The sequence below is a fragment of the Oceaniglobus sp. K40-3 genome (assembly GCF_055808395.1).
On record NZ_CM147868.1, the window covers coordinates 3055691 to 3077175 of the forward strand.

Sequence of the window (21485 nt, forward strand, 5' to 3'; positions counted from 1 at the left end):
CCTGTTGCCTGTTTTGTCTCGTATCTATCGCGTTTTGCACCCATATCCAACAGGAATGGCCGCACAAGGCCTGTGCGCTGAGGTTATAACAATTCGCCCTGTTCCGGCGGTGCCTTGGGCGTTTTGCGGCGCTTGGGCGTTGGGGCCGCCCCGCCGACGGCAAAATCACCATCCCCAAAGCGGATCGTCAGATTGTCGGCCCTGGCGGCGGCTGTTTTCGACGTGATCACATCTTCGCCGCTCAGCACCACGGCATAGCCCCGCTGCAAGGTTGCCTGATACCCCAGCGTTGCGCGCAACCGTTCCAGTGCCGCGAGCCGTTTGGTGGCGGTGTCGATCCGCTCGCGCTCTGCGCGCTCCATCCGCTGGGACAGACGGGCAAGGTCGCGATGCCCGGTGTCCACCGCCCGCGCAATGGATTGCGGCGAAAGCCGCCCCGCCCGTTGCGACAGCCGGTCACGCTGCACCGCCAAGGCCCGCGACAGGCCCGGGGTCAGCCGCGATGCCAGACTGTTCATTGTCGCCGCGCCGTTTTCCAACCGCACCGACAAGGTGCGCGGGCGCAGCACCGCCGCCGCCTGGGTCAACCGACCACGCTCGGCCTGGGTGTGGCGGATCAGGGCCGCAGGCAGGCGCGCCGCCGCCAGATCCAGCCGTTGACGGGCCGGTGCCAAAAGTGAATCAAGCCGGGGCAAGGCCCGCGCCACATCGCGCAGCCGCTGGCCCCGCTGGGCCAACATCCGCCCCGACGCGCCGCTCATCCGCGCGCCCTGCCCTGTGACCCAGGCCAAAAGATCAGCGCGCACCGGCACCGCCAATTCCGCCGCCGCCGTGGGGGTGGGGGCGCGTTTGTCGGACACAAAATCAATCAGCGTGGTGTCGGTTTCATGGCCCACGGCGGAAATCAGGGGAATGTCGCTTTCGGCGGCGGCGCGGGCGACGATTTCTTCGTTAAAGCCCCACAGATCCTCGATACTGCCACCACCACGCGCCACGATGATCAGATCAGGACGGGGCATGGCCCCCCCGGCGTCAGGGCGTTGAACCCGCGAATCGCCCGCGCCACCTGGGGCGCGCAATCCTTGCCCTGTACCGCCACCGGCCAGACCAGAACCCGGCGCGGAAACCGTTCGCGCAAGCGGTGCAGGATATCGCGGATCACCGCGCCGCTGGGCGATGTGACGACGCCAATCACCTCGGGCAGGAACGGCAGGGGGCGTTTGCGCCCCTTGGCAAACAACCCTTCGGATTCAAGCTGTTTCTTGCGCTTTTCCAGCATCGCCATCAGTGCACCCACCCCCGCCGGGCGCAAATCATCCACTGTCAGTTGATATTTCGACTGCGACCCAAAGGTGGTGAGCTGCCCGGTGGCGACCACCTCCATTCCCTCTTCCGGCAGGGTGGACAGCGCGCCGACCTGCCCCTTCCATGTGACCGAGGCCAATACGCTGCGCTCGTCCTTGATATCGAAATAGAGATGCCCCGAACGGGCCTTGAACACGCGCCCCACCTCACCACGTACGCGGACGCGGCCAAATTCGCCCTCGATCACCCGTTTCACCGCCCCCGAAATTTCGGAAACGGTATATTCGTGCGAATTTTCACCCGGGGCGGGATCGTCGATCAGGTCAGACATGGGGCGGCCTTGTGTCATGTTTCGCGCCACCCTAGAACGCAAGCGCGGCAAAGCAAAGCGAGGGGCGACATGAACATCCTTATTCTGGGCAGTGGCGGGCGTGAACATGCCATCGCCTGGGCGGTGATGCAGAACCCGAAATGCGACCGATTGATCGTGGCCCCCGGCAATGCCGGAATCGCGATGATCGCGGATTGCGCGACCCTCGATATTCTGGATGGCGCTGCGGTGGTACAATTCGCCGAGGAAAACGCCATTGATTTCGTAATCATCGGCCCCGAGGCACCCTTAGCCGCCGGGGTGGCAGACGATCTGCGCAATGCCGGGATATTGGCGTTCGGCCCGTCCAAAGCGGCGGCGATGCTTGAGGCCTCAAAACGGTTCACCAAGGAAATCTGCGACGCCGCAAATGCGCCCACCGCCGCCTGGGCGCGGTTTGACAGCGCAGAACCGGCCAGGGCGTATATCCGCGAACAGGGCGCGCCGATCGTGGTCAAGGCCGATGGTCTGGCCGCCGGCAAGGGCGTGATCGTGGCCATGGATGAGGCAACGGCGATGGCCGCCATCGACGACATGTTTTCCGGCGAATTCGGGGCAGCGGGCGCCGAGGTGGTGATCGAGGAATTCATGGAGGGCGAAGAGGCGTCGTTCTTTGTGCTCTGCGATGGCGAAACGGTGCTGCCCATCGGCACGGCGCAGGATCACAAACGTGTGGGCGAGGGCGACACCGGCCCCAACACCGGCGGCATGGGCGCCTATTCCCCCGCCCCGATCATGACGGATGCGGTGGTTGAAACGACGCTGGCACAGATCGTGCGCCCGACCATGGCCGAAATGACGCGCCGTGGCACCCCGTTTCAGGGGGTGCTGTTTGTCGGGCTGATGATCCAGAATGGCCAGCCGCGCCTGGTGGAATACAACGTCCGTTTTGGCGATCCCGAATGCCAGTGCCTTATGATGCGGCTGGGGGCGCAGGCGCTTGATCTGCTGCTGGCCTGCGCCGAAGGGCGGCTGCGCGAGGCGCGGGTGAACTGGGCCGACGATCACGCGATTTGTGTGGTGATGGCCGCCGACGGTTATCCCGGGGCCTATGCCAGGGGCGAAGAAATCGGCGGATTGGATGGGTTTGAAGCCGACAGTTTCACCATGATGTTTCACGCAGGTACGGCGCGGCGCGAGGGTCGGGTGATCTCGGCTGGCGGGCGCGTGTTGGGCGCCACGGCGCGGGGCAGCGATCTGCGCAGGGCGCGCGACCGGGCCTATGCATTGGTCGATGCCGTGGATTGGCCCGGCGGGTTCTGTCGGCGCGACATCGGCTGGCGCGCCCTGGACTGACGCGCCGGCTCAGCGCAGTTTTAGCGTCGCAAGGCCGATCAGCGCGAGAATCAGCGAGATGATCCAGAACCGGATCACGATCTGCGGTTCGGCCCAGCCGCGTTTTTCAAAATGGTGGTGGATCGGTGCCATCAGGAACACCCGTTTGCCGGTCCGTTTGAAATAGAGAACCTGAATAATAACGCTCAGCGCCTCGACCACGAACAACCCGCCAACGATGCCCAGCACCAATTCGTGCTTGATCGCCACCGCGATGGCCCCCAGCGCGCCGCCCAACGCCAGCGACCCTGTATCGCCCATGAACACCGCAGCCGGAGGCGCATTGTACCACAAAAACCCAAGGCCCCCGCCGATCAGCCCGGCGGTAAAGATCAACAATTCGCCCGTGCCCGGCACATAATGCACATCGAGATAATCGGTGAAATCGACACGCCCGACCGCATAGGCGATCACGCCTAACGTACCCGCCGCGATCATCACCGGCATGATCGCCAAACCATCCAGCCCGTCGGTCAGGTTCACCGCATTCGCCGCGCCCACGATCACGAACATCGCGAATGGAATGAACAAAATCCCCATGTGCAACAGCACATCCTTGAAGATCGGCACGGCAAGATTATAGCTCAGCTCGGGTGGGTGAAAATGCGATGCCCAGATCGCGGCAGCAGCAGCGATGGCAAACCCTATGGCCAGCCGCACCCGGCCCGACAGGCCCGCGTGGCTGTTTTTGGTCACTTTGGCATAATCATCGGCAAACCCGATCAGGCCAAACCCCACCGTCACCATCAGCACCATCCACACATAGGGATTGTCCAGCCGCGCCCAAAGCAATGTGGACACGATCAGCGCCCCCAGAATCAGAACACCGCCCATGGTGGGGGTGCCGGATTTGGTTTCAATGTGGCTTTGCGGACCATCATCGCGGATCGGCTGACCGTGGCGCTGACGGCGGCGCAGCAGGTTGATCAGGGGGCGCCCAAAGAGAAACCCAAAGATCAGCGCCGTGAAAAACGCCGCCCCTGCCCGAAAGGTGATATAGCGAAACAGGTTGAAGACGTCGCCGCCGTCAGAAAACTCGGTGAGCCAATACAGCACTTATTCTGTCCCCCTGTGGGCGCGGGTTGCGCCCTCTCTGGCCGGCGCATCGCCCGCCTGGGCGTCGCGATGGCCCAATTTACGGATGGCGTCAACAATCAGGCTGACCATGATCCCCTTGCTGCCCTTGACCAGCACAACATCACCGGCATCAATCAGACTGTGGGCACGGTTGACCAGATCACTTGCCGCCACAGCCCAATGGCCACGCTTTTCGTCAGGCAGCGCGTCATAGAACGGTTTCAACAGCGGGCCGACACAATGCACCACATCCACGCACTGCAATGCAGGCAGATCGGCAATGGCCAGATGCAGCGCCGCCGAATCCGGCCCCAGCTCCAGCATATCACCCAGAATGGCCACGCGGCGGCCCTTGGCAATCCGCCCCACGCCCTGCACCGGCTGGCTGGCGGCCAACACATCAAACGCGGCGGCCATGGAGGTGGGATTGGCGTTGAACGCATCGTCGATCAGCGACACCGACATCGCCGGATCAAGTGAATCGAGCCTGATGGTTTCGCGGGTGCCGCGCCCCTTTGGCGGCGTCCAGCCAGCGATATCACAGGCCAGAACCGCCGGATCACAGCCCACGGCCTCGGCGGTTGCCAGCGCACCAAGGGCGTTCATGGCAAAATGGCGGCCCTGGCTCTTTACCTTGAACAACAGGGATTGATCGCCGTGCGCGGCCTGCACCACGGTGGCCTCATCGCCCACTCTGGCATCTGTCAGACGGTACTCGGCGGTCTTGGCCATGCCAAAGCGGACAATCCGCGCGCCCGCCTTTTGCGCCGCCTGGGCAAGAATGGGGGTGGTGGACAGATCAGCGTTGATCACCGCCACGCCGTTTGGTTCAAGCCCGTCGAATATCGCCGCCTTTTCCCGCGCGATCCCGTCAATATCGTCGAATGCCTCAAGATGGGCGGCGGCGATCGTGGTGATCAGCGCCACATGGGGCGCGGCCATTTCGGCCAGCGGGGCGATTTCGCCGGGGTGATTCATGCCTATTTCGATCACCGCGAATTCGGTGTCGCGCGGCATGCGCGCAAGGGTCAGCGGCACGCCCCAATGGTTATTATAGCTCGCCTCGGAGGCATGACAGCGCCCCTGTCCCGACAGGATGGTGCGCAGCATTTCCTTGGCCGAGGTTTTCCCGACTGATCCCGTCACCCCGATCACCTGTGCCGAGGTGCGGGCGCGGGCAGCACGGCCCATATCCTCCAACGCGTCCAGCACATCCTCGACCACCAAAAGCGGAACGGTTTCGTCCACCTCCTCGGGGATATACGACACCATGGCGGCGGCGGCCCCTTTTTCCATGGCTTGCAGGATGAAATCATGGCCATCGCGCACATCCGACAGGGCCACAAACAGATCACCGGGTTGCAGGGTGCGCGTGTCGATGGAAACGCCCGTGGCCTGCCAGGGCAGCATCGCCATGCCGTCGGTCGCCGCGGCCGCCTCGGCCGAGGTCCACAGCACCGGGGCGCTCATGCGACGCGCCCGTCAAGGGCGGCAACGGCAACGCTGGCCTGTTCCACATCGTCAAAGGGAAACACCGCATCGCCGATGGTCTGGCCCTTTTCATGGCCCTTGCCCGCAATCAGCAGGGCATCCCCCGGTTGCAGGGCATCAATGCCGCGCAGAATCGCCTCGGCGCGGTCGCCCACCTCGGTTGCGTCGGGGTCAGACTTGAGGATTTCCGACCTTATCATGGCCGGCTCCTCGGTTCTGGGGTTGTCATCTGTCACTATTCGAACATCAGCGTATTTTGCCGCTGCCGCGCCCATCAACGGGCGTTTGCCCCGGTCACGGTCGCCCCCGGCGCCATAGACAACGATCAGACGCCCCATCACATGGGGCCGCAGATTGGAAAGTGCTGTGGCCAGCGCATCGGGCGTATGGGCGAAATCAACAAACACCGCCGCCCCGTTGTCGCGGGTTGCGGCCAGTTGCATCCGGCCCGGCACATTGACAAGGCCCGGCAATGTATCAAACACCTGCGCCGGGTCATCGCCACAGGCAATGGCAAGCCCCGCCGCCGCCAGCACGTTATCGGCCTGAAACCCACCGATCAGGCCAAGGCGCACCAGGCGCGCCTGCCCGTTCCACGAAAACCGCAAATCCTGCCCCGTGGCATCAAACCGCTGCGCCAGAATGCGCAGCGCAGCATCCCCGGCCCGACCGACGCGCAGCACGTCCTGCCCCCTCGCCTCGGCCACGGCCGCCATATCGGGGCCGCGCGGATCGTCGATGTTGATGACGGCGATGGCATCCTCGGGCAGGACGCGGGCAAACAACCCTGCCTTGGCCTCGAAATAATCGTCAAAGGTTTCGTGGTAATCCAGATGATCCTGGGAAAAGTTGGTGAAGGCCGCCGCGCTCAGCGCCACACCGTCCAGCCGCCGTTGCGCCAAACCGTGCGAGGACGCCTCCATCGCCGCGTGGGTCGCGCCCGCCCCGGCGATCTGTGCCAACATGGCGTGCAGGGTGATCGGTTCGGGGGTCGTGTGTCTCAGCGGCGCCTCATACGCGCCTTCGACCCCGGTTGTCCCCAGATTTACCGCAGGGTGGCCCAAAGCCATCCAGATTTGGCGGGTAAAGGTGGCCACCGAGGTTTTGCCGTTGGTGCCGGTCGTGGCGACGATCACCTCGGGTTGTTGTTCGAACCACAGGGCAGCCGCCATGGCGAGCGTTTGTCGCGGATCTTCGGCCAGCACCACGGCAGCCGAGGAACTGGCCAGATCATCGGCGGCGATGCGCGCGCCCTCACGGTCGGTCAGGATCGCGCTTGCGCCCAGACGCAGGGCATATTGGATGAATTCGCCCCCATGCACCCGGCTGCCCGGCAATGCGGCGAACAGCGCGCCCTCATGCACCGCGCGGCTGTCCACCACCAGTTCCGTGATCTGCGCCTCACGCCCGAATTGCGCCGTCAGACCCAGATCTGCCAGCGTTGCCGTCTTGCCCATGCCTCGCCCCTGATTATTCGCTTGAGGTGAGTGTTACCGCAGGTACATCGACCTTTTCAATGATCGGTCTGAGGCCCAGCAGCGGACCGGTGCGCCGGATCACCTCGGCGGCCACGGGAACGGCTGTCCAGCCGGCGGTGCGGCGGGGTTTGTCCGACGAATTGTCCGACGCCTCATCCATGGATACGATCAGCGCATATTGCGGATCAGAGGCCGGAAAGACCGAGGCAAAGGTGTTGACGTTCTTGTCCTCGTAATAGCCGCCCGTATGTTTGGGCTTGTTCGCCGTGCCGGTTTTGCCCGCCACCTCATACCCGGGCACCTTGCCAAAACTGGCCGTGCCGCGCACAACAACCGCGCGCAGCATATCGCGCGCCGCCGCCGAGGTGCGTTTTGACACCACGCGCGGGCCAACCGTAAACGTATCCTGTTTCAGCAACGTGGGTTTTATCAAGGTTCCGCCGTTCAACAGCGACGAATAGGCCGCCGCCAGATTGAGCGGCGACGAGGCAACCCCATGGCCATAGGACGCGGTGATCGTGGTGATTTCGCTCCAATTGCTGGGATAAAGCGGCTGTACCCCCGGCGCTTCGACCAGTTCAACGGGGGACGGATCAAGCAGGCCAAGCTTGCGGAAGAATTCCTTTTGCAGCTTGCCGCCGATTTTCATCGCCATATGCGCGGTGCCGACGTTGCTGGATTTCACGATCACATCGGTCACGGAGAGCAGCGGGCCATAATTGTGGCGTTCGAATTCGTGAATGGTGAATTTGCCCCAATGCAGGGGCGCATCGGCATCCACCATGGTTGTCGGCGTGACCTGGCCCAGCTCCATGGCCTGTGCAACGGTGAAAATCTTGAAGGTCGAGCCAAGCTCATACACCCCCTGCACGGCGCGGTTGAACAGCGGGCTGTCCGCCGGATCGCCCTTGAGCAGGGGCGCGGGCCGGTCGTTGGGGTCGAAATCGGGAAGCGACACCATGGCGACAATTTCGCCGGTGTGGACATTCATCAAAACCCCGGAAACGCCTTTGGCATTCATCAGCTTCATGCCACCATAAAGCACCTGCCGCATGGCCGATTGCACCGTCAGATCAATGGACAATTGCAACGGCTTGCCGCCCTCTGCCGGGTCGCGCAGATAGCTGTCGAATTGTTTTTCCACACCGGCCACGCCGATCACTTCGGCGGAATGCACACCTTCACGCCCAAAGCTGGCCCCCCAGAACATGGGCGGCCAGTTGACCATTGGGATAGAGGCGCATTTCACGCGGCCCAAACAACAGGCCCGGATCGCCGATATCATGCACCGCCTGCTTTTGCTCGGGGCTTAGCTTTTTGCGAATCCACAGGAATTTTCGCTTTCCGGTAAAATCCGCCAGCAGTTTCTTTTCGTCAAGGTCCGGGAATATCTCGGCCAGTTTATGCGCCGCGTTCGCCTTGTCGATCATGTTTGGCGGTTGGGCATACAACGAATGGGTAAACATGTTGGTGGCCAGGATGCGGCCATTGCGATCAACAATATCCGCCCGTTGCGCAACGATCGCAGCCCCCGGCGCGCGCGCGCGCGGCTCTTCCGCCTCAGAGGCCGACAACAGGCCCATGCGCGCACCAACCGTCAGGAATGCACAGAAAAAGAACAGAACCAGCACCAAAAGGCGCCCTTCGGCCTGATAACGAGATTTGTCGCGCATTTCCTCATGACGCAAACGCAGGTTTTCGGCCTCGATCGCGTCGGGGTTTTCGCCGGTTTCCCGGGCCTTGAGGATGCGCGCAAGGGGGCGCAGGGGGTGCGGGTCATGGCTGCTCTCCCTGAACGCTGACGGAATTGGTGATCCCGATGCTCGGCGTCTGGGGATAATTCAACTGATCCACCCGCCCGAATTGTTCGGGCGCCAGCGGCAGCAGGCTCAGCCGTTGAAAATTCATGTTCACCAGTTCATTCAGCCGCTCTGGCCGGTTGAGATAGGCCCATTCCGCCCGCAAAACAGCAAGGGATTCGCGGCGCTGGCCAATGTCACGGCGCAGTTGTTCAACATTTTTCAGGGCCTGCTGGGTCTTGTAATTTTCGTGATAGGCCCAGAACGCCAGCCCCATGACGGCCAGCGCAGACATGATGAAAAATACCGAACGCATTACGTGCCGTCCCCCTGATGATCGTAACGTGGCAATCCAAGCGCGGCGCGATCAACCGCGCCCGCCGGTGCATCTGTGCGCCGCCCCACCCGCAACCGGGCCGACCGGGCGCGCGGATTTTCCGACAATTCCTGTTCGTCCGCGCTGATACCTTTGGACAGGCGTTCGAACCGGGGCTGTTCGGTGATGACTTCTGGCGCATAGCGGTTGGCATTGCCGCCCCCGCCACTGCGCGCGGTGAAAAACCTTTTCACAACACGGTCCTCCAGTGAATGAAAGCTGACCACGGCCAGTTGCCCGCCAGGTTTCAGCGCCCGTTCCGCGGCCTCAAGCCCGGCGACCAATTGACCGAATTCGTCGTTGACGGCGATGCGCAGCGCCTGAAAGCTGCGCGTCGCCGGGTGGCTCTGCCCCGGCTTGGGACGGGGCAGGCACCCTTCGACGATCCGTGCCAGATGGCGGGTGGTTTCGATCACCCCCTCGGCCCGAATTTTGACAATGGCGCGGGCAATGCGGCGGGCCGCCCGTTCTTCGCCATAGTGAAACAGGATATCGGAAAGCTGCGCCTCGGGCGCGTGGTTGACCAGATCGGCGGCGCTTGGCCCGGTGTCGCCCATGCGCATATCAAGCGGGCCGTCCTTCATGAAGGAAAATCCACGTTCGGCCAGATCCAGCTGCATCGAGCTGACCCCAAGATCAAGAACCACGCCATCCAAGGGTTCGCCCGCCAGATCATCCATCTCGGAAAACATACCCTGCACAAGGCGCAGGCGGTCGCCATGTGCGCCAGCCCAGGCCGCGGCCATGTCAAACACCATCGGATCGCGATCAACGCCGATCACCGTGTCGGCCCCCGCCGCCAGCAACCCGCGCGCATACCCACCCGCGCCGAATGTGCCATCCAGCCAGACGCCCGACACCGGCGCCACAGCCGCCAGAAGCGGGCGCAACAGGACAGGAATATGGGGTTCGGAGGCGGAATCAGAGGCGACCATGGGGGTCAATCCTCTTCGCCCGGAAGATAGACGGACGGATCAAGATTGGGATCGTAATCCTCTTCCTCAAGCAGGGGCGCGGCGGCGTCTTCGCCATAGGTTTCGGGTTTCCAGATCTGGAACGTCTCACCGTTGCCCACCACCGCCGCCAACCCGTCAAGGCCCAGCTTTTCGCGCAGCTTGGCCGACAGAACGATCCGCCCGGTGTCGTCCAGCGTGGCGGGAACGGCCTGGCGTGCATAAAGTTTCTGAAGGTCGGCGCGTTTGGCTGAACCACGCGGCATTTTCGAGATGGCTTTGTGAACGCCCATCAGATCCTTGATCGTGAACACTTCCAGGAAATTGCGGCGTTGATCGCCGTAAACGATGGCCATGGAGGCGTTCTTGCCGGGTTCCCATTTGGGGTCGCCCTCTTCAAGTTCGCGGCGGAAATCGGCCGGGATCGACAAGCGGAACTTGCTGTCGATCTTGTTCTCGTGTTCGCCGATGAACACTCCAAACACGTGCCGTTTCCTTCTTTGTCCCGCCCCAGATCTGGTGTATGCTGTTCCGTGAAACGTAAAACGGCGAACCGTACTGCTGCCACTGCACGGTTCGCCGCCTTCTACCCGTTTCCGGGGTTGTCCGACTGCGCGCGCCACCTGGGGGGATGTCTGCTCGCCCGCGCGCCGGATCTCGTTTGTCCGTTACCGGACTATGTCACGAAGAAAAGTGTTTGCCTGTATGAAGCTAAGCCTCTGTTTTTATTGTGCGGTTGAAGTCTTTGGTCGCTCCGTCCCGCCTGCTCTTCGATGAACAAAGGGATGCCATGGGAATTCATGGGACGCAACAAAAAATCGCCTCAACCGGTGACCTTAAGCCCGATGGCTGTGGCGGTTTTGGCACATTTTTTGGCACCCGCGTGCAGAAGCGCACACAACCTAGGCTAAGGGCGCCATATCAAACACAAGATGTAGTATAGAAGAAAATCGGCACCAAGTGGCGCTTTTGACCCATGATTTCCCGGAATCCCCCGCGCCGCTCTGCTCAACACCGGGCCAGGCCAGCGCGCGACGCGGAATCGTCAGAATCACGGGTCTGTGATTCGTGGATTCGGGCCGGAGATCGACGGGGGCGACCACCGGAACCGGCGCCGCCCCCACCAAAGTACCATGATTTCCCAAATCAGAACGATGCGCCCATCCCGCACCCATGATTTCCCAAATCAGATCTCAGGCGACGCCCTGCCCCACCAGATTTGCCGCCAGCACACCATAAGCCTGGGCGGCGTCACCTGTTCCGGCTGCCACCGGCGTGCCGGAATCCCCCGCCAGCCGCACATCGAGCGTCAGGGGAAGCGCGCCAAGAAACGGCAGACCCAGCTTTTCAGCCTCGGCGCGCACCCCGTCCTGACCGAAAATATGGGACGCGCCCCCACAATGGGGACAAACAAAGACCGACATATTTTCAATCAGGCCCAGAACCGGCGTTTTCAGCGTGCGGAACATATCCAGCGCCTTGCGCGCGTCCAGCAACGCCACATCCTGCGGCGTCGAGACAACAATCGCACCGGTCACGTCATACCGCTGACACAGGGTCAGTTGCACATCTCCGGTGCCGGGCGGCAGATCAATCAGCAAAACGTCAAGCGCGCCCCATTCCACCTGCCCCAACATCTGTTGCAGCGCGCCCATCAACATTGGCCCGCGCCAGACCACCGCCTTGTCCGGGTCAAGCATCAGGCCAATCGACATTATCGTCACCCCATGGGCGGTAAGCGGTACGATGGTTTTGCCGTCTGGCGAGGCCGGCCGCGCATTCACGCCCATCATCCGGGGCTGCGAGGGGCCGTGAATATCCGCGTCAAGCAACCCAACCCGCCGCCCCTGCCGGGCCAGCGCCACGGCCAGATTTGACGCGACCGTCGATTTCCCGACGCCGCCCTTGCCCGACCCGACCGCAATGATATTCGCAATCCCGGGCAGTTTTTGCGGCCCGCCCTGCGATGGCGTGGGATGGCGCCCCAGTTTAAGGTTGGGTGCCGCAGCCGCCTGTTGATGGGCGGTCAGCACGGCCGACACTGATGTGACGCCGGGCATGTCGCGCACCAGTTTTTCGGCGGCATCGCGGATTGCGCCCATCTTTTGCGCCACCTCGGCGCTGGGCGCTTCGATCACGAACCGCACCGCGCCGTTTTCCACGGCCAAAGCGCGGATCATATCAGCGGAAACAAGGCTGCGCCCATCGGGCAGGCCCAGCCGCGACAGGGTTGCAAGGACATCTTCGCGCGTGGTTGACATGGTGCCTCCGTCGTAGACCGTCTCTACCATGCACCTTTGCCCCATAGCAGCAAGGGTGTTTTCCAAATGGTCAAAGATTGAACTAAGTGACTGACTTTACGTCAACAATACGTATGCAATTGCTGCATAGCAGCATTGATCCTTTGCGGTATTGCGCACCCGCAGCATTTCCCTATCTTCAATCACAACGAACACACAGCGTACCGACGCTAGAAGTTATCGAGGTAGAGAAATGGCTTTTATCACTAATACACACGGCGCCGCCCGTTCCGACATCCTGGGTCGTCTGGCCGCCTTCTTCAAACACACCGGCGAGCGGATGGAGCAATATCGCACCTACCGCCGCACCCTGGCCGAGCTGTCAATGCTGAGCAACCGGGAACTGGCCGATCTGGGCATCAACCGCTCGATGATCAACAGTATCGCAACCGAAGCCGCCTACGGCGCCTGAGGTTCAGAGATCAGAGGGCTCCACCTCCTCCCGGGGTCATCTGTTTCTTGCGGTGGCATTCACCTCCTCCCGAATGTCGCCGCACTTTTCTTCCGGGGTTCGGGCGCATTGCGCCCCATCCCAACCGTGATCCGCAGGCCTTCTCCTCCCAATTGGGGTTTGCGCGATACCAGCGGTGGCACTCACCTCCTCCCGGGTGTCGCCGCGTCTTTCCGGGGTTCGGGCGCATTGCGCCCCCATCCCAACCGTGATCCGCAGGCCTTCTCCTCCCAATTGGGGTTTGCGCGATACCAGCGGTGGCACCCACCTCCTCCCGGGTGTCACCGCGTCTTTCCGGGGTTCGGGTGCAATGCACCCCCATCCCAACCGTGATCCGCAGGCCTTCTCCTCCCAATTGGGGTTTGCGCGATACCAGCGGTGGCACTCACCTCCTCCCGGGTGTCACCGCAAAGTTTCGGGGCCACAGCCCCACCGAGTTCGCGCATCCCTCCTCCCTTAAGGGTGCGCGCATCGAAGAACGGCAGTGTCCACCTCCTCCCGGGCACTGCCGTTTTTTTGTGCCTGCCCGCATCCAACGCAACCATTCCTTGCACATGAACCTGATCATCATGGCATGATGCAATGCACTCTATCCGCCGAGAACAACCGTCCGGCCCTTTCAGCGGCGTAGCAGCTAAGGGTAAAGCAATCGCAAACGCGGCCTACAGGAGTGTTCAGAACGGCACGTCATCCGCGCTTGCGGCATCCACAACGAACCGCGCGACAACCTTTTTCGCGCCGGCCTTGTCAAATTCGATGTCGAGCTTGTCGCCCTCAATGCCCATCACCGTGCCATAGCCGAACTTGGTATGAAACACCCGGTCGCCCTGTGTGTGGGCCGCGATTGCCGTCGAATCGATAACCATATTGCGATTATCGCGCGGCTGGCCGGTGGGGCGTGCAGCGCTGCGCGCTTGCAGGCGCTTCCAGCCCGGCGAATTATAGACATTCGCCTCGGCCGCCTTTTGGTGCAGATCGCTGCGCACCTCTGTATCAATCCCGGGCGAGGCCTGTGCCGCCATGCCCGCCGCGCCATAACCGCCACCATAAAGGCCGGGCGGCGTCAGAACATCCACATGGGCTGCGGGCAATTCATCAATAAACCGTGAGGGCAGCGCCGATTGCCACTGGCCATACATCCGGCGATTGGCCGCGAAACTGATGGTGGCCAACCGCTCGGCGCGGGTGATGCCCACATAGGCCAGCCGCCGTTCTTCTTCCAACCCCTTGAGGCCCGATCTCGTCCATGCTGCGCTGAGAGGGAAACAGCCCGTCTTCCCAACCCGGCAGGAACACCACCGGAAACTCCAGCCCCTTGGCGGCGTGCAGCGTCATGATCGACACCTTTTCACCGCTTTGTTCGGTGCCATTGTCCATGATCAGCGAAACATGTTCCAAAAACCCTTGCAGGTTTTCGAATTGTTCCAATGCCTTGATCAGTTCCTTGAGATTTTCCAGACGGCCCGGCGCCTCGGGGGTCTTGTCGTTCTGCCAATGGGCGACATAGCCCGATTCCTCAAGGATCTGCTCGGCCAGTTCGATGTGGCTGATCGGGGGCTGGGCGGGGGTTTCCACCTCGATCACGTCATCGTCGCCACCGGCGGCCATGCTCGGGCGGGTCAGATCATGCCAGCGGGCAAGGCCATCGACCAGAATGCGCAATTGCGCCGCGCCCTTGCCGCCGATTCCCTTGTCCGCCAACAGGATCTCGCGCCCCATCGACCAGAGAAACCCCATGATTGCGCGCCGTGATCTGGATATTCTGCTGGGCCTTGTCACCCAGCCCGCGTTTGGGGGTGTTCACGATTCTCTCAAATGCCAGATCATCGTCAGGTGACACCGCAAGGCGGAAATAGGCCATGGCATCGCGAATTTCGAGCCGTTCATAGAATCGCGGCCCGCCAATCACCCGGTACGGCAGGCCGATGGTCAGAAACCGATCCTCGAACGCGCGCATCTGGTGCGACGCGCGCACCAGAATCGCCATGTGATCAAGGCTGACCGGGGCAAGGCCCCTTGTGCCGCGTTGCAGCGATTCGATTTCCTCACCAATCCAGCGTGCCTCTTCCTCGCCGTCCCAATGGCCGATCAGGCGCACCTTTTCGCCGTCCTCTTCGGCGGTCCACAGGGTTTTGCCCAACCGTCCGGTATTGGCGTCGATCACCCCCGAGGCCGCCGCCAGAATATGCGGGGTCGAGCGGTAATTCTGTTCCAGCCGCACCACATGGGCGCCGGGAAAATCCTTTTCAAACCGCAGGATGTTGCCCACCTCGGCCCCGCGCCAGCCATAGATCGACTGATCGTCATCGCCCACACAACAGATGTTGCGATGCCCCTGCGCCAAAAGCCGCAGCCACATATATTGGGCCACGTTGGTATCCTGATATTCGTCCACGAGGATATATTTGAACCAGCGCTGATATTGTTCCAGCACGTCGGGGTGATTCTGAAAGATCGTCACCACATGCAGCAACAGATCACCGAAATCCGTGGCATTCAGGGTTTTCAGGCGCTGTTGGTAATAATCATAAAGCTCGGTCGCGCGGTTGTTATACGCGCCCGCCTCGGCGGCGGGCACTTTGTCGGGCGTCCAGGCGCGGTTTTTCCAACTGTCGATGATTCCCGCCAACTGCCGGGCGGGCCAGCGTTTTTCGTCGATGTTCTCGGCTCGGATCAGTTGTTTCAACAGGCGGATCTGATCGTCCGTATCAAGAATGGTAAAGTTCGATTTAAGCCCCACCAATTCACAATGGCGGCGCAGCAGTTTCACACAAACCGCGTGGAAGGTGCCAAGCCATGGCATGCCCTCAACCGTTTGGCCCAGCAGACGGCCAACGCGATCTTTCATCTCGCGGGCGGCCTTGTTGGTAAACGTCACCGCCAGAATTTCATTGGGCCGCGCCCGGCCTGTCATCATCAGATGGGCAATCCGCGCCGTCAGGGCCTTGGTTTTGCCGGTTCCGGCCCCGGCCAGCATCAAAACCGGGCCGTCCATGGTTTCAACGGCCTGCCGTTGCGCCGGGTTCAGATCATCAAGATAGGGAACGGGGCGCGCCGCCATGGCCTGTTGGCTCAGCGGCACGGCGGCCTCGAAGGCATCGCTTTCGTCAAAACTGCTCATGGGCGGGACTATAGTATAGTGCCCCCGAGAGGAAAAGCATTGTTCGCGTAATGTTCCGATGGTTTTGTAACGCCCCCTTGCCGACGCCCGCGTTGCGCGCGATGAAGGCGCATGACCCTTGATCATCACTTTCCCGCCCTTGACGATCTGCGCCAGCGCGCGCGCCGCCGCCTGCCCCGTTTCGTGTGGGAATATCTGGACAGCGGCACCGGCGACGAAACGGCCATTGCCCGCGCGGTTGCCGCATTGGATGGCGTCCCCCTGACGCCCCGCGCCCTGAGCGGGGCGCCCACGCCTGACCTGTCCGTGCATATGATGGGGCGCGATTACCCCCTGCCCTTTGGGTTTGCGCCGGTGGGAATGTCGGGGTTGGTCTGGCCCGACGCCGAGGGGGTCCTGGCCCGCTCTGCGGTGCAGCACGGCATTCCGTTTGGCCTGTCCACCGTGGCCACCCAGACGCCCGAGGATCTGGCGCCCCATATCGGCAATCAGGGTTGGTTTCAGCTGTACGCCCCCGGGCAGCCGGACATCCGGCGCGATATGTTGGCCCGCGCCCGGGATGCCGGGTTTCACACCCTGATCCTGACCGCCGATGTGCCGGTGCCCAGCCGCCGGGAAAGGCTCCACCGGGCCGGGGTGACCAACCCCATGCGCCTGACGCCCCGGGTTCTGGCCCAGGTGGCAATGCGGCCCGCCTGGGCGCTGGCCATGGCCCGCAGTGGGGTTCCCACCCTGAAAACCCTGGAAAAATACGGCGATACCCGCACTGCGCGCAGCGGGACCGAACACATCGGATATCAACTGCGCACGGCACCCGATTGGGGCTATCTGGAAACCCTGCGCGGTGAATGGGACGGCGCGCTGGTGGTCAAGGGCGTGCTGCATCCGGGCGATGCCGCGCGCATTGCAACCATCGCCGATGCCGTCTGGGTGTCGGGCCACGGCGGGCGCCAGTTTGACGCCGGCCCCGCCCCCATCACCGCCCTGCCTGCAATCCGGGCCGCTGTGGGGCCGGACTATCCGGTGATCGCTGATGGCGGGGTGCGAAACGGCACCGATTTACTGCGCCTTATGTCACGGGGTGCCGATTTCGTGATGCTGGGGCGCGCCCCCCATTGGGGCCTTGCCGCCTTCGGACCGGCAGGGGTGGATCACGTGATCCATGTGCTCAGGGCCGGGCTGATTGCCGACATGGGGCAGCTTGGCCTGGGGTGTTTGCGCGCGGGGCTGGCCCCTGAAACGGACTGACGTCACTCTCTGAAAAAACCTAAGCTTATGATATAAAATCATAAATACACACAGCAGCGCACCACATTCTCCCGATATGAAAAACCGCTTTCACAGGCCCGTCATCTGGTTATGCTGCGCCTGCAAACAAGGGGACCGACAGACATGGCCGAATTCCAAAAAATCCTGATCGCCAACCGCGGCGAAATTGCCATCCGCGTCATGCGCGCCGCCAATGAGTTGGGCAAGCGAACGGTCGCCGTCTATGCCGAAGAAGACAAGCTGTGCCTGCACCGTTTCAAAGCAGACGAGGCGTACCGGATCGGCGAAGGGCTTGGCCCCGTGGCCGCCTATCTGAGCATTGATGAAATCATCCGTGTCGCCAAGATGTCAGGCGCCGATGCCATTCATCCCGGATATGGCCTGTTGTCGGAAAACCCCGATTTCGTCGATGCCTGCGCCAGGAATGGTATCGCCTTTATCGGCCCCAAGGCGGAAACCATGCGCGCCCTTGGCGACAAGGCCAGCGCCCGCCGCGTCGCGGTCGAGGCGGGTGTGCCGGTCATCCCGGCCACCGAGGTGCTGGGCGAGGATATGAAAAAGATCGCCAAACAGGCCGAAGAGGTCGGCTATCCTCTGATGCTCAAGGCGTCATGGGGCGGCGGCGGGCGTGGAATGCGCCCCATCGAAGGCCCTGAAGAGCTTGAGGAAAAGGTGCGCGAAGGCCGACGCGAGGCCGAGGCCGCCTTTGGCAACGGCGAAGGGTATCTGGAAAAGATGATCCTGCGCGCCCGCCATGTCGAAGTGCAGATTCTGGGCGATCAACACGGCGCGATCTATCATCTGTGGGAACGTGATTGTTCGGTCCAGCGGCGCAACCAAAAGGTGGTCGAACGCGCCCCGGCCCCGTATCTTTCCGCCGCGCAGCGTGAAAAGCTGTGCGGGCTGGGCAAGAAGATTTGCGAACATGTGAATTACGAATGCGCCGGGACGGTCGAATTCCTCATGGATATGGATTCGGGCGAATTTTACTTTATCGAAGTAAACCCGCGTGTGCAGGTCGAACACACCGTCACCGAAGAAGTGACCGGTATCGACATCGTGCGCGCCCAGATCCTGATCGCCGAGGGCAAATCCCTGGTCGAAGCCACCGGCGTTGCCTCGCAATACGATGTGGTGTTGCGTGGCCATGCGATTCAATGCCGGATCACCACCGAAGACCCGCAAAACAATTTCATCCCCGATTATGGCCGCATCACCACCTATCGCAGCGCGACGGGCATGGGCATCCGCCTGGACGGCGGCACGGCCTACAGTGGTGCGGTGATTACCCGGTATTACGATTCCCTGCTGGAAAAGGTCACCGCATGGGCCCCAACCCCCGAGGCCGCCATCGCCCGGATGGACCGCGCGTTGCGGGAATTCCGCATTCGCGGCGTTTCCACCAACATCGCCTTTGTGGAAAACCTGCTGAAACACCCGACGTTTCTCAACTATGAATACCACACCAAATTCATCGACCAGACGCCCGAACTGTTTGATTTCAAGGAACGGCGTGACCGGGCGACGAAAATTCTTACCTATATCGCTGACATCACCATCAACGGGCATCCCGAAACCGAGGGCCGCGCGCGTCCTGCCGCTGATGTGAAAACCCCCAAGGCCCCCGATCTGCGCACCGATTCCCCACGCCCCGGCACCCGCCAGATTCTGGAAGAATTCGGCCCTGCCGCCGTGGCCGACTGGATGAGCGAGCAGAAACAACTGCTGATCACCGACACCACCATGCGCGACGGGCACCAATCCCTGTTGGCCACCCGGATGCGCAGCATCGACATGATCAAAGCGGCGCCGGCCTATGCGGCCAACCTGCCGCAATTGTTCAGCGTTGAATGCTGGGGCGGCGCCACGTTTGATGTCGCGTACCGGTTCTTGCAGGAATGCCCATGGCAACGTCTGCGCGATATCCGCACCGCAATGCCGAACCTGATGACGCAGATGTTGCTGCGCGCCAGCAACGGCGTGGGATATACCAATTATCCCGACAACGTGGTGCAAAGTTTCATCACCCGCGCCGCCGAATCCGGTGTCGATGTGTTTCGTGTGTTCGACAGCCTGAACTGGGTCGAAAACATGCGCGTGGCCATGGATGCGGTGATCGAGGCAAACAAGGTGTGCGAAGGCACGATCTGTTACACCGGCGATCTGCTCGACCCAGAGCGGTCCAAGTACGACCTGCAATATTATGTCGGCATGGGCAAAGAGCTGAAATCGGCGGGCGCCCATGTTCTCGGGCTCAAGGATATGTCGGGCCTGTTGAAACCGGTCGGCGCGACGATGCTGATCAAGGCACTGAAAGACGAGGTGGGCCTGCCCATCCATTTCCACACCCACGACACGGCCGGCATCGCCTGTGCCACCATCCTGGCAGCCGCCGAGGCAGGCGTTGATGCGGTGGATTGCGCCATGGATTCGCTGTCGGGCAACACCTCGCAGGCGACCCTTGGCACCATCGTCGAGGCGCTGGCCCATACCGACCGGGAAACCGGCCTCGACATCGGCGCAGTGCGCGAGATTTCCAACTATTTCGAAACGGTCCGCAGCCATTACGCGGCGTTTGAATCGGGCATGCAGGCCCCCGCGTCTGAGGTGTATCTGCATGAAATGCCCGGTGGCCAGTTTACCAACCTCAAGGCGCAGGCGCGTTCTCTGGGGCTTGAGGAACGCTGGCACGAGGTGGCGCAAACCTATGCCGATGTGAACCGCATGTTCGGCGATATCGTCAAGGTCACGCCCTCCTCCAAGGTGGTGGGTGACATGGCGCTGATGATGGTGGCGCAGGGCCTGACCCGCGCGCAGGTCGAAGACCCCAAGGTTGACGTGTCATTCCCCGACAGCGTGATCGACATGATGCGCGGCTCGCTCGGGCAACCCCGGGCGGCTGGCCCAAGGCGATTCAGAAAAAGATCCTGAAGGAGGAAAAGCCCTTCACCGACCGCCCGGGCAAGCATCTGAAACCGGTCGATCTGGAAGCAGCCCGCGCCGAGGCTGCCGCAGCCATCGGCGGTGACGTGACCATCGACGACGAGGATCTGAACGGCTACCTGATGTATCCCAAGGTGTTCGTCGATTACCGCAAGCGCAATCTGGAATACGGCCCCGTGCGCACCCTGCCCACCCATACCTTCTTTTACGGGATGCAAGACGGCGAACAGATCACCGCCGAAATCGACCCGGGCAAGACCCTTGAAATCCGCTGTCAGGCCATTGGCGAAACCACGGATGAGGGTGAGGCCAAGGTGTTTTTTGAACTCAACGGCCAACCCCGCCTGATCCGTGTGCCAGACCGCAAGGTCAGCGCGGCAACGGCCAAACGCCCCAAGGCCGAGCCGGGCAATCCGGCCCATGTAGGCGCCCCGATGCCGGGGGTCGTTGCCACCGTGGCCGCGCAACCGGGCAAAAAGGTGAAAGAAGGCGATCTGCTGCTCACCATCGAAGCGATGAAAATGGAAACCGGTATCCATGCCGAACGCGCCGCCAAAATCAAGGCCGTTCACGTCACCGCCGGCGCCCAGATCGACGCCAAGGATTTGCTGATCGAGTTCGAGTAACGCGGCATTTCACCCCAGGGCTTTGCGGTACATTCGGCAAGGCTCTGGGACCGCCGCCCGACGATCAGAACACGCAGCGAATCAGTTCTGATCTGATCACCGGAAAGAACGACAAAAACCATCCAGGGCGGAATGATCTCGTCCTATTTTACTGGACGCACATAAATTACTTTGGCGGCGCTATGCGTTTGCCGCCGTAACGAAATTCACATGACAGCCTGCACGCGGCAGGTGGGGCGCTGGGGGTTCGGTCACTATGGGGTTGACCTGCCACGAAAAATGGGACTGCCCCCCGTCAAACGACGCAATCATCCTAAATCACGGCGCACGAGGCTTGCCGAAATCGCATACCTGGCATGGCATTGAAGGCTTGGTCAAAGCCCCACAATGTAGTAGTGCCTTTAGTCGGCTGTTATAAACACGGCCAGAGCGCAACCAGGCACGGAGGACACACAATGATTTCACGCGACACCCTAATTCGTCAGACCCGTGCCAACCGTGGTTCGCTGCCGACGATCGCTTTCGTCTATGCCATCATCGTCGGCGCGATGGTTCTTTCGGGTATGGCAATTACCTGATTGGGCAAGGGGC

11 protein-coding genes and 4 pseudogenes are annotated in these 21485 nt (G+C 61.9%); 5 read left to right on the plus strand and 10 right to left on the minus strand.

Annotation, left to right across the window (positions count from 1 at the left end; all coding sequences use genetic code 11):
• Positions 1 to 83: 83 nt before the first annotated feature.
• Positions 84 to 1636 (minus strand): annotated as a pseudogene (xseA, locus tag AC0L7P_RS15930) (exodeoxyribonuclease VII large subunit).
• A gap of 69 nt (positions 1637 to 1705) precedes the next feature.
• Here xseA and purD point away from each other — a divergent pair.
• Complete coding sequence (gene purD / locus AC0L7P_RS15935; RefSeq protein ID WP_473433614.1) at positions 1706 to 2971, plus strand: phosphoribosylamine--glycine ligase; 1266 nt, start codon at positions 1706 to 1708, stop codon at positions 2969 to 2971.
• 9 nt (positions 2972 to 2980) lie between these two features.
• Here purD and mraY read toward each other — a convergent pair whose 3' ends face one another.
• From mraY to AC0L7P_RS15975, 8 genes and pseudogenes are all read right to left on the minus strand, one after another.
• Complete coding sequence (gene mraY / locus AC0L7P_RS15940) at positions 2981 to 4066, minus strand: phospho-N-acetylmuramoyl-pentapeptide-transferase (protein WP_473433615.1); 1086 nt, start codon at positions 4064 to 4066, stop codon at positions 2981 to 2983.
• Positions 4067 to 5557 carry a UDP-N-acetylmuramoyl-tripeptide--D-alanyl-D-alanine ligase gene (locus tag AC0L7P_RS15945; protein ID WP_473433616.1) on the minus strand — a complete coding sequence of 497 codons (1491 nt, stop codon included), beginning with the start codon at positions 5555 to 5557 and terminating at the stop codon, positions 4067 to 4069.
• Positions 5554 to 7035 carry a UDP-N-acetylmuramoyl-L-alanyl-D-glutamate--2,6-diaminopimelate ligase gene (locus AC0L7P_RS15950; RefSeq protein WP_473433617.1) on the minus strand — a complete coding sequence of 494 codons (1482 nt, stop codon included), beginning with the start codon at positions 7033 to 7035 and terminating at the stop codon, positions 5554 to 5556. The genes AC0L7P_RS15945 and AC0L7P_RS15950 overlap by 4 nt, the downstream gene beginning before the upstream one ends.
• Before the next feature lie 13 nt (positions 7036 to 7048).
• Positions 7049 to 8864 (minus strand): annotated as a pseudogene (locus tag AC0L7P_RS15955) (peptidoglycan D,D-transpeptidase FtsI family protein).
• On the minus strand, positions 8833 to 9171 hold the full coding sequence (ftsL, locus tag AC0L7P_RS15960) for a cell division protein FtsL (protein WP_473433618.1): 339 nt from the start codon (positions 9169 to 9171) through the stop codon (positions 8833 to 8835). The pseudogene AC0L7P_RS15955 and the gene ftsL overlap by 32 nt, the downstream one beginning before the upstream one ends.
• Positions 9171 to 10166 (minus strand): 16S rRNA (cytosine(1402)-N(4))-methyltransferase RsmH, encoded by a 996-nt coding sequence (rsmH, locus tag AC0L7P_RS15965; protein WP_473433619.1) that lies wholly within the window; start codon positions 10164 to 10166, stop codon positions 9171 to 9173. Before rsmH ends, ftsL begins: the two co-directional genes overlap by 1 nt.
• A 5-nt stretch (positions 10167 to 10171) precedes the next feature.
• Positions 10172 to 10669, minus strand: a complete 498-nt coding sequence (locus AC0L7P_RS15970; protein ID WP_473433620.1) for a division/cell wall cluster transcriptional repressor MraZ — start codon at positions 10667 to 10669, stop codon at positions 10172 to 10174.
• A gap of 708 nt (positions 10670 to 11377) precedes the next feature.
• Entirely contained in the window at positions 11378 to 12445 is a 1068-nt protein-coding gene (locus AC0L7P_RS15975; RefSeq protein ID WP_473433621.1) for an Mrp/NBP35 family ATP-binding protein, read from the minus strand.
• A gap of 232 nt (positions 12446 to 12677) precedes the next feature.
• On the opposite strand from AC0L7P_RS15975, the gene AC0L7P_RS15980 reads away from it, so the two are divergent.
• Positions 12678 to 12896, plus strand: coding sequence for a DUF1127 domain-containing protein (locus tag AC0L7P_RS15980; protein WP_473433622.1), 219 nt, complete (start codon positions 12678 to 12680; stop codon positions 12894 to 12896).
• Between the two features lie 713 nt (positions 12897 to 13609).
• Here AC0L7P_RS15980 and AC0L7P_RS15985 read toward each other — a convergent pair.
• Positions 13610 to 16056, minus strand: a pseudogene (locus AC0L7P_RS15985) (ATP-dependent helicase).
• A gap of 111 nt (positions 16057 to 16167) precedes the next feature.
• Between AC0L7P_RS15985 and AC0L7P_RS15990 the strand changes: the two are divergent.
• The 3 genes and pseudogenes from AC0L7P_RS15990 (at position 16168) to AC0L7P_RS16000 (ending at position 21472) form a co-directional block, all read left to right on the plus strand.
• Positions 16168 to 17304, plus strand: coding sequence for an alpha-hydroxy acid oxidase (locus tag AC0L7P_RS15990; RefSeq protein WP_473433623.1), 1137 nt, complete (start codon positions 16168 to 16170; stop codon positions 17302 to 17304).
• 144 nt (positions 17305 to 17448) lie between these two features.
• Positions 17449 to 20894 (plus strand): annotated as a pseudogene (locus AC0L7P_RS15995) (pyruvate carboxylase).
• Positions 20895 to 21349: 455 nt separating this feature from the next.
• Positions 21350 to 21472, plus strand: a complete 123-nt coding sequence (locus AC0L7P_RS16000) for a hypothetical protein (RefSeq protein WP_473433624.1) — start codon at positions 21350 to 21352, stop codon at positions 21470 to 21472.
• Positions 21473 to 21485 lie beyond the last annotated feature (13 nt).

Coding starts and splice junctions, on each gene's coding strand:
- purD (WP_473433614.1), top strand. CDS start 1,706: ATGAACATCCTTATTCTGGGCAGTGGCGGGCGTGAACATGCCATCGCC.
- AC0L7P_RS15945 (WP_473433616.1), bottom strand. CDS start 5,557: ATGAGCGCCCCGGTGCTGTGGACCTCGGCCGAGGCGGCCGCGGCGACC.
- AC0L7P_RS15950 (WP_473433617.1), bottom strand. CDS start 7,035: ATGGGCAAGACGGCAACGCTGGCAGATCTGGGTCTGACGGCGCAATTC.
- ftsL (WP_473433618.1), bottom strand. CDS start 9,171: ATGCGTTCGGTATTTTTCATCATGTCTGCGCTGGCCGTCATGGGGCTG.
- rsmH (WP_473433619.1), bottom strand. CDS start 10,166: ATGGTCGCCTCTGATTCCGCCTCCGAACCCCATATTCCTGTCCTGTTG.
- AC0L7P_RS15975 (WP_473433621.1), bottom strand. CDS start 12,445: ATGTCAACCACGCGCGAAGATGTCCTTGCAACCCTGTCGCGGCTGGGC.
- AC0L7P_RS15980 (WP_473433622.1), top strand. CDS start 12,678: ATGGCTTTTATCACTAATACACACGGCGCCGCCCGTTCCGACATCCTG.
- AC0L7P_RS15990 (WP_473433623.1), top strand. CDS start 16,168: ATGACCCTTGATCATCACTTTCCCGCCCTTGACGATCTGCGCCAGCGC.
- AC0L7P_RS16000 (WP_473433624.1), top strand. CDS start 21,350: ATGATTTCACGCGACACCCTAATTCGTCAGACCCGTGCCAACCGTGGT.